The organism is Rhodopseudomonas sp. BR0C11 (assembly GCF_010820945.1).
GTDB lineage: Bacteria > Pseudomonadota > Alphaproteobacteria > Rhizobiales > Xanthobacteraceae > Rhodopseudomonas > Rhodopseudomonas palustris_H.
Genome location: NZ_QTKI01000178.1, coordinates 1 through 9,139, shown reverse-complemented (window position 1 = coordinate 9,139; position 9,139 = coordinate 1). Strand labels below are relative to the sequence as shown.

Below are 9,139 nucleotides of genomic sequence, written 5' to 3'. Positions count from 1 at the left end.
GGTCCTGGCGATGGCATCGACGCTGCGGCGGATGCTTGCCTCCCATGACCTCGACAGCTCGCTCCCGCTGTGGATCTCGGAAGTCGGCGCCGTCGCAACCACCGAACCGAGGTCTGAAGCCGGTCAATCGCGACTGCTGACAAAAGCCTACGTGCTCGCGCTCGCCTCCGGGTTCGAGAAGATCTTCTGGTTCGAGGCGCGAGGGCCGGCCTATCACGATCAGGCCGACCACGGATTGCTTCGCACGGACTTTTCACCGCGGCCCTCATTCGAGGCGCTTACAACCCTGATCCGTCTGCTGGGCGATCGCCCAACCTATCTTGGATGGGTCCGAGCGGACGCTGACGGTCTGGGCTTTGTCTTCGAAGGCCGACAAGGTCTCGTACTGGCCGCTTGGACCACATCGAACAAAACGGTTGAAACGACCTTCCAGTCGCCGGTTTTGGTCACGCGTACCGACGGCTCGGAGGTCACTCTGGATGCCGGCAAGCCCCTCAGCCTGTCGTCCACGCCCCTGTTCGTTTCGAAGTTCCCGGACGCGATCGTGCAGCAGGCGAAGAAAAACCGCGACCTGCCGATCCTGCAAGATGTCGACTATTCAAAGTTGGATACCGTCACGATCTCTCTCGGTGAGACCAATCGCGGCGGCGGTCTCCAGCAGATCAATCCGCAGACCACCAAGGTGTTCGCGGACGAGGGATCGACCTCGCGGCGGCTCGATTTTTCCGTCCCGAACAATGAAGGTCACTACGCCTATTTCGCGGTATCGCCGCAATTCGTTCCGTGGGGCACCCGCCGGCTGCAGATCAGCGCAACGGTCAAACGGCTGCCTGGAAGTCCGAAGGCAGGCTTCAGCTTGGACTATGAATCCCAGAAGGGCTACATCAACGCCTCGTATCGCGAGATACCGAGCGAAACGGACTGGCAGGAATTGACATGGACGATCGATGACGCGAATTTCGTCGGCCAGTGGGGCTGGCACTTCCGAATAAACGCGATTGCCTCGCCCAGCGAATTTCTGGTCAAGGACATTCGCGTGGAAAAACGGCCATGACACGCGCCGCCGATCAGGCCATCATCGGGCGCCGATCGGCTGAAGACTGAACAAGAGCTACGCATGTCTGCTCAACCAGGACTTGTCGATTGCGACTTCACGCTGGCGCTCAACAACAGGACCGGTAAGTTCTTCTTCTGCGGCGATCTCATCGCCGGCTCGAAGGATCTGATCCGGAAGGTGTATTACTGGAGGCTCGGATTAGACCGACTTCCCACCGGGCTGATTGCCCGTATCCTGGGCCGTCTAGCCGTCGTCGAAATCGATCTCCGGGTTCGGCATCCCAGGACACTCACGGCCTTCTTGTCGCGCCGGAACAGGCTGCCGATCGTCTTTACCGATCCAAGAGAAGTCCTCATCCACGATCTGCGCGAAACCGATATCATCCTCTGCCACGACGTCGGCCCCCTGACCCATCCGGCCTTTTACGCCGATGGTGTCGAGCAGATCTACCGGGCTGCGTTCGATCGCATTGCGGAGGCCAAGCCGCATCTTCTGTTCGCCAGTGAAAGCTCGTGCGAGGAATTCAAGCTGCTCTATGGCGACGATTTCCCTTATCTGGGCGTTCTGTATCCGCCGATCAGGTTCGCTTCGGGCTCCTCGGACCAGCAACCGGTGAAGTCTATCCTGGGCAAGTTCTTTCTGTCCGTCGGCAGCCTGGGAACCCGCAAGAACCAGTTGCGCGCGATCGAGGCCTTTGGACGAACTGGCCTCGCCAACAAGGGGTATAGCTATGTGATCTGCGGCGGCCCGGAGCCTGGCGCCGAACACGTCATCGCCGCCGCGGACCGCACCCCTGGCGTCATCATCCCGGGGTACGTCAACGATCCCCAGCTTCTTTGGCTGTACTCCAACGCAGAAGGATTCATCCTCCCAAGTTTACTTGAGGGCTTCGGCTTACCGGCAGCCGAGGCGATCCACTATGGAGTAATACCGCTGCTGAGCCGAGGAGGAGCTCTCCAAGAGGTCGCAGGCCCATCAGCTATCCTCGTCGACCCGTTGGATGTCGACGCGATCGCTCAGGGAATGCATCAGATCTCAGCTATGAGCGAGGACGAGAAGGCGCAGCGCTTGGATCAGATGCGAACGAGTATTGCGAGATTTTCAACAGAGAACGCCCTACGGGTCTGGCGATCCGTTCTGTCCCAGGCCGCATCGCTTCACCAGCATGCGGATGCAAGCCCCTCCACATCGCTATAGCGACTGCAGCGCAACGTCAGGCAGACATTTTCGCTAACAGATGAGTGTCTGTGAGAGCAGCCCGCGGCGAAAGAGATTCCCGGCTTCAGCACAGGCTGGTAGGCTGAAATCATGCTTGTCGAGAACCTTGCTCATTTCAGCGCCGATACTCGTTTCGAGGCCGACCTCGTCATTATCGGAGGCGGCCCAGCAGGCCTCACCGTAGCACGTGAGTTGCGAGGTGCTCCGCTACGCGTCCTGATCGTCGAGAGCGGACTGCTTGAAGAGGCCCCTCAAGCAACCGAGCTCTCGACGCTGGAGAGCATCGGCGAGCCGAACGCCCCTCACCAGATTCAGAAGAGGATTGCTTTTCACGGCGCCAATTGCCGCTCCTGGACTCAGGACCAGCAACCTTATGGTGTCCGCTGTCGAGCGCTCGGAGGCTCGACACATGCTTGGGCAGGAAAGTCGGCCGCTTTCGATGGCATAGATTTTCAGGAGCGGGCATGGGTCCCGCATTCCGGTTGGCCGATAGACCGATCTAGCCTCGATCCGTTCCTTGATCGGGCAGCCGACATTCTGAACCTCGGACCGAACCGTTACGACGACACCCTTTGGACCCTGCTCGGCATTTCACCTCCCGAACCCCAACTCGGCCCGCAGGGGCTTCGCTCGTTCTTCTGGCAGTTTTCGCGATCCCGGATCGATCCTCTCGACATTATGCGGTTCGGCGCCGACTTTCTCAGGGTGGAAGCCGACAACATTCGCGTTCTGCTCAACGCGACCGCGACACGCCTCGATCTGACCCAGGAGGGAGACGGGCTTCGCGGATTAGAGATCGCGACAATCGACGGGCAACGCCACACCGTGCACGCAAAGGCAGCCGTGATCGCCGGCGGCGGTATCGAAAATGCGCGCCTTCTGCTCGCTTCAACCACGGTTCACCCCAACGGAGTTGGCAATCAGCACGATCTGGTGGGGCGCTTCCTGATGGACCATGCCGGCGCGCGGATCGCCAGGTTCGGCGGATCGAACGCCAACCAGATCATGCGGCGCTTTGGATTCTACGGCCTCCGCAACAGCGGTCGCACCTCGATGTACATGCATGGCCTCGCGATCACGCCTGAAGTGCAGGAGCGAGAGCATCTCTTGAATTCCGCGATCTACTTCATGCCGGAGCATGCGGCGGACGACCCATGGGACGCCGTCAAACGGCTCCTTACCGGCAAGAGCCAGCGACAGGTCAAGGATGCCATGCGGGCCATAGCCGGCGCCGGTCTTCTCGGCAAGGGCGCCGCCATGAAGCTACTGTCGAGCAACCGGCTTCCGGTCGCCGTCAAGGACCTCATCGTCCAATCCGCCATTCGTTACATGCCCAATGTGGCCGCGGACGACTTCCTCAGTCGCGGCGTTCCGCACAAGGTGACGGACGTGTGGATCGACGCCATATCCGAGCAGCGGCCTGATCCCGACAGTCGCATCACGCTGTCGGAGAAGACAGACAAGTTGGGCCTGCCGTTGCCACGGGTCGATTGGCGGATCAACGCTGACGAGCGCCGAACCATCATGCGGCTCGGCCACATCGTGCAGTCGGCTTTCGCGCAAGTGCAGCTACCGAAGCCGATCCTGGAACCATGGGTCGCCGAAGGCGCATTCAACGACGCCGTGATTATCGACATGGCGCACAGCATGGGGACCACGCGGATGTCGGCGTCGGCGCGATCAGGCGTGGTCGACCAACACTGCCAAGTGCACGGCGTTCGCGGTCTTTACGTCGCGGGAAGCTCGATCTTTCCGACCAGTGGCCACGCCAATCCAACTCTTATGATCGTGGCCTTAGCGGTCCGTCTTGCCGACCGTATCCGACAGACCCTGCTATAATCCTCTTGCGCCGGATCGGCGCGCCGCGGCGAGAACACCGAGCCCGGATTCGAGCGCCAAGCTGGTACTCGACCTCACTCTCGACAACGCATCGCGCTTGGCACAGGCCAACGCCGCGAAGATGAAGAACGGCAGCCCCAGGTCGGTCAGCGCACCCGCCAGAACTTGCGTCACCAACATCGCCGCACAGGTGACCTTGGCTGCCTTTCTGTAGCCCTCGTCCCTCGCGTCCACACCGTTACCGTCTTTTGCCAAGAACACCGATAGAAAGAACCCGACGAAAAGGATGCTTCCAACCACTCCAAGGCTCGCAAGCACCGCAATCGGGAAGCTCGACGCTCGCATGCTGCCGTTGCCAACGCCGAACCCAAAGGTGTCGAAGAAGTTCTCGAGCCCTTGTCTGTTCCAAAGCGATCTCTCGACCCCCGAGGAACTCGATAGTTTGTTCAACACCAGCTCGTTGAGAATGTCTGCCACATAGCTCGATGCACGATCGTCGGCGAGAATTCCCAGGATGATGAACGCCACCACGAACGGCGCCCCGGCCAGCAGAACCATCGATTCAATGCGCAATGCGCCGGAGAACGACGCCGAGACGATCTGGAAGTAGAAAATCCCCAGCACCACCGCGAGCCCGACATAGGCCGTCGACGATTTCGAAAGCAGCGCCGCGCCGAGGGACAGCACCGCCAGGACCAGCGACAAGCGCCGGTAAACTCCACAAAGCCAGAGCTGGAACGTGAAAGCAAAGAACGCGACCGTCATCGATCCGAACGCGGACGCCTCGGTAAACGATCCGACCAGTCGCTTCGAGCCCGCAAGCTCCACCTCGGTCAACAACCCGTAGGAGGCATTTCGGATGAACGACAATATTTCAGTGGTGTTCGAATAATAGGTGGCGAGGTCGACGACCGAGAAGGCCAGGTTGGCGGCGACGCATAGGATGGCGGCACTCCCTAACTGGCTTCTTCCCACGTATGAAGTCGCATACGCCCAGATCAGAACGAAGCAGACCAGATCTCCGACAAGATAGACCGACTGCGTGAAGTTCGACGTCGCGGGCTGAAGCACCACCATGTAGCCGGTGGTTCGCACCGGATAGACGAAGGTGTCTCCGGCAAACAGCCGCGGCATGAAATAGGCCGAGACCAGACAGTCGATCACGATCAGCGCCAGCCAGAATCCAGGCGTCCCTATCGCCAGGGCATCCGACAGCCGGCTCCGACAACCCGGTTCAGCAAGAATGCGGATCGTCAGAAACCCTAACAGCAAATGCGATGGGGTGACGTTGGTGCCGCCCAGGCTCGGCAGCGTGAAGGCGGCGGCCGCGCCGAGCAGGATCGAGCATACAAAGGCGTGAATGATGAAAGATACAGGCTGAAAGAGGCAGATCACGCCGAGCGCGAGCGTGATCATTCCGATGACTTCGATCGTCATGGTGTTGCCCCGGAGCCTTTCTCTTGCTGTCGGCGGCCGGAGCTCATTGAGGCTCGGCCGCGCTGAAGTTTCTCGCTTTGGTCAAATCTGTCAACGTCTCCTTCGAACCGGCCATGCCCGTCCGGCGGCTGTGCAGCCTGCCGCTTGTCCCGATGATCGGACCGATCCCGCCAGTCCAGACGCGGCACCAGACCACGTACGCGAATAGAGCGATCCGAGCTACGCTATCAGGACAGGCAGTAGGGAGTGGCCGCCATGATGTCCTGGCGACCGCCGGACTCTGCGCATCGCCTACTAACTCAAGCATCATCGCATACCCACGGGCTGATCGACGCCTTGCGCCCATTCCCATTAGGAGCGCCCCATGAATTTACCATTGTCCCAAACAAACAAGCACGGGCGATCTTATTCCCTCTACAGTTGTCTTGACACTATCTGGCGCCGTCGGCAGATCGATAGTTGGCCAGGACGCGAGAGGCGTTCTGGAGATCGCATTAGGTGAACCCATTGCCCTTTCGTCGACTGACGATCAACGGGAAGTTCCTGACAGCGCGACCTACCGGCGTCCACAGGGTCGCCGATCAGCTTATTCGCCAGATCGTTTTGAACCAGGACCTCCTGGACGGGGTATTTTCGACCTCACCAAGGATCGTTGCTCCCAAGTCCGCGCCGGACGGCACGCAAGGCGTTCACGTTGAGCGCTATGGCCGCTTGCGCGGGCAGCTGTGGGAGCAGATCGACCTGCCCCGCGCCGCGCGCTCCGATCTGCTGCTCAACCTCTGCAATCTTGGACCGGTGGCGATCGGCAACGCGATCACCATGATCCATGATGCGCAAGTGTTCATCACGCCGCAGTCCTATTCGGCTGCTTTTCGCACGTGGTATAAGACCATTCTGCCGCTGACCGGGCGACGACATCGTCGCATTCTGACAGTGTCCCATTTCTCCGCCGAGCAACTGGCGAGAGCCGGCGTCGCCGATGCCGAGCGTATTTCGGTGATCCATAACGGTGTCGATCACGTCCTGACGTACCCCCGAGCACCCGAGATCATCGATCGTCTCTCGCTAGCACGGCGGCGCTTTGTGGTCGCGCTGTCTTCCACTCAGGCGCACAAAAATATCAAGGTTCTACTGGACGCCTTTTCCAGCCCGGAGCTTGGCGACATCAAGCTCGTCCTGTTTGGCGGACATGATCGCCGCGACTTTGACCGCTTGTCTCCCAACATTCCAGCCAATGTCGTGTTTGCAGGGTCCGTGACCGACGGTGAGTTACGGTCCCTCTTAGAAGCGGCGCTGTGCGTAGCATTTCCATCGACCACAGAGGGCTTCGGCCTGCCACCTTTGGAAGGAATGGCTTTGGGCTGCCCGGCCATCGTCGCGCCCTGCGGTGCCCTTCCCGAGGTCGCAGGGAAAGGGGCGCTCTACGCGGCGGCCGACAACCCCAGGGAGTGGATCGAAGCGATCAGGTCGCTCGCGGGCTCGGCTCCATTCTGGCTGGAGCGCTCCGCCGAAGGGGTAGCGCAGGCAGCGAATTTTACGTGGCGGAAAGCCGGGGCGGATCTCTGCAATGTCATTCGACACGTCGCCGAAGACAAATAGCGAAAGCCCCGTTGACGGGTCGACGAGGTCGACCAGGATCGCGGTGGTGGTCGCCAGCACCGGCCGCCCCGAGGAGCTTGGTCGCTGGAAAGATCACATTCTCCGACAGACCCTCCAGCCAAGCCGGTTCGTATTTGCGGTCGTGAAGCCGTCAGACCTTCCGCCCTCGGATTCGATGCTGGCGGGCGCCGAGGTTGTCTACTGCAGCCCGGGACTTCCCGTGCAGCGCAACGCTGCGCTGGAGTTGCTTCTTGGCTCTACGGACATCATCGCCTTCTTTGACGATGACTATGTCCCCTCGGCCTATTGCCTCGAGGGGATCGAGGATTTCTTCCAGCACCATCCTGCAGTGGTCGCCGTGAATGGATCGCTGCTGGCGGATGGGATCAACACCGCAGGGATTCCGTATGAAGAAGCCATCGCGCTGGTCGACGCCAACGATCGGAACGGCAGGCCCAAGGCAAAAATAGTCTGTTCGCTCGATGGGCTGTATGGCTGCAACATGGTGTATCGCAGCGCTGCCATCGGGGCCGAGCGCTTCGACGAGAACCTGCCGCTCTACGCCTGGCAAGAGGATATCGACTTCGCGGCACGCGTGGGCCGCCGAGGCAGCCTCGCCCTGACCACAGCCTTCGCCGGAGTTCATCAGGGTGTCAAAGCCGCTCGTCTGGCTGGCGTACGCCTCGGCTATTCGCAGATCGTCAACCCGGTCTATCTGATGCGGAAGGGGACCTTGTCTGTCAAAGCCGGGATCCGGCTGATCGCGCGCAATCTGGTAATGAACCATGTTCGCGCCTTCAAGCCCGAGCCGTGGATCGATCGCAGAGGACGCTGCAAGGGAAACTGGATAGGCATTCTGGACCTGGTGATCGGACGCGATCATCCAAAGAACATTCTTTCCATTCGCCAGTGACTTTCGACGCGGATTATTTTACCGCCCACATTGACGTCGCCAACACAGCCACCGCGATCGCGAATGCGCTCCGATCAGGCCGAAGTTCGGCAATCGCTGTCGATCTACCGCCTGATCACTGATCGTACGAGATGCAGGATTTTCGCTTCGGCGCCTGCTGGTCGCCCTGCGACAAACCAAAGCGCCAGGATGGCAACGGCATAGACCGCCCCAGCCAACAGAACGGCCCCCACCAACTTCGCGGCCATCAGAACAATTTGCGGCTCGTGTTCCAGGTCACACGTGAGCGGATAAACCGCAGCCGCCATCAACGCGCCCGCCACGATCGAACGCCAATGCTCCGCGACCTGCTTCCATGCCGCCCAGCCGATCGTTTGTTGTGCCGCCCGCATCGAAACCGCTGCCACGAATAACGCGGTCAGCATTCTCATCCCGACCGCCCCTTCCATCCCGAACAGCCAGATCGCGACCAACAAAATCGGCATCTTGAAGAGCAATTCCGATAGGGCGATCGGGAACAGCGCCTGCGTCCGGTTCAACGCCATCAACAGCGGCGATAGTGGCGACACGAACAGCGATGGAATAATCGACAACGCCATAAATGATACAATCGGCGAAATCACCGTCCATTTTTCGCCCAGCACCAGACGGATCAACGGATCCGCAACGAGGCCAAGTCCGATCAGCACCGGCAGGCCAATGCAGACGATCATCGCAGCGCTTGCTCGATACGCATCCTTCAATCGCGCGGGATTGTCGTGGATCAGCGAAAACGCCACGGTGAGCGGATTGAGAAGCTGAACGATGATCACCTGGGTCGGCAACGACGCCAGATTTGATGCCATGGAGAACCGGCCGAGGTCCTGACGGCTCACCATCCGGCCCAGCATCAACTGGTCGATCTGCCAGTTCATAGCCCCGACCAATTGATTGATCGTGGACCAGCGTACGAAGGCAGAGAATGCACTCCATTCCGCCAGCGACAGACGCGGCCTATACCTGAACGCGATGTGGCTCGCGACAGCTATCGTGAGCGGCGTTGCAATCGTCCCGACAGCGATCGCCCAATACGAGCC

General features: G+C 60.2%; 6 protein-coding genes and 1 pseudogene. 5 read left to right on the top strand and 2 right to left on the bottom strand.

Annotated elements, in window-relative coordinates:
* The 3 genes and pseudogenes from DYI24_RS14770 to DYI24_RS14760 form a co-directional block, all read left to right on the top strand.
* A pseudogene (locus DYI24_RS14770) lies at positions 1-1,054 on the top strand (glycosyl hydrolase); the annotation flags it as partial.
* Positions 1,055-1,117: 63 nt separating this feature from the next.
* Complete coding sequence (locus tag DYI24_RS14765; RefSeq protein ID WP_164572819.1) at positions 1,118-2,254, top strand: glycosyltransferase; 1,137 nt, start codon at positions 1,118-1,120, stop codon at positions 2,252-2,254.
* 111 nt (positions 2,255-2,365) lie between these two features.
* Positions 2,366-4,114, top strand: a complete 1,749-nt coding sequence (locus DYI24_RS14760; protein ID WP_164572818.1) for a GMC oxidoreductase — start codon at positions 2,366-2,368, stop codon at positions 4,112-4,114.
* On the opposite strand, the gene DYI24_RS14755 is transcribed toward DYI24_RS14760, so the two are convergent.
* A complete protein-coding gene (locus tag DYI24_RS14755; RefSeq protein ID WP_164572817.1) occupies positions 4,109-5,551 on the bottom strand; it encodes a hypothetical protein in 1,443 nt (480 codons plus the stop codon). The genes DYI24_RS14760 and DYI24_RS14755 overlap by 6 nt on opposite strands.
* Positions 5,552-6,049: 498 nt before the next feature.
* On the opposite strand from DYI24_RS14755, the gene DYI24_RS14750 reads away from it, so the two are divergent.
* Both DYI24_RS14750 and DYI24_RS14745 read left to right on the top strand, forming a co-directional pair.
* Complete coding sequence (locus DYI24_RS14750; RefSeq protein ID WP_164572816.1) at positions 6,050-7,150, top strand: glycosyltransferase family 4 protein; 1,101 nt, start codon at positions 6,050-6,052, stop codon at positions 7,148-7,150.
* Positions 7,119-8,063 carry a glycosyltransferase family 2 protein gene (locus DYI24_RS14745; RefSeq protein WP_164572815.1) on the top strand — a complete coding sequence of 315 codons (945 nt, stop codon included), beginning with the start codon at positions 7,119-7,121 and terminating at the stop codon, positions 8,061-8,063. The genes DYI24_RS14750 and DYI24_RS14745 overlap by 32 nt, the downstream gene beginning before the upstream one ends.
* 104 nt (positions 8,064-8,167) lie before the next feature.
* Here DYI24_RS14745 and DYI24_RS14740 read toward each other — a convergent pair.
* Positions 8,168-9,139: oligosaccharide flippase family protein (locus DYI24_RS14740; RefSeq protein ID WP_164572814.1), on the bottom strand; the 972-nt coding region annotated here is incomplete at its 5' end.

Bases quoted from the DNA above. Each gene is read 5' to 3' on its own strand.
- DYI24_RS14765 (WP_164572819.1), top strand. From the start codon at position 1,118: ATGTCTGCTCAACCAGGACTTGTCGATTGCGACTTCACGCTGGCGCTC.
- DYI24_RS14760 (WP_164572818.1), top strand. From the start codon at position 2,366: ATGCTTGTCGAGAACCTTGCTCATTTCAGCGCCGATACTCGTTTCGAG.
- DYI24_RS14755 (WP_164572817.1), bottom strand. From the start codon at position 5,551: ATGACGATCGAAGTCATCGGAATGATCACGCTCGCGCTCGGCGTGATC.
- DYI24_RS14745 (WP_164572815.1), top strand. From the start codon at position 7,119: ATGTCATTCGACACGTCGCCGAAGACAAATAGCGAAAGCCCCGTTGAC.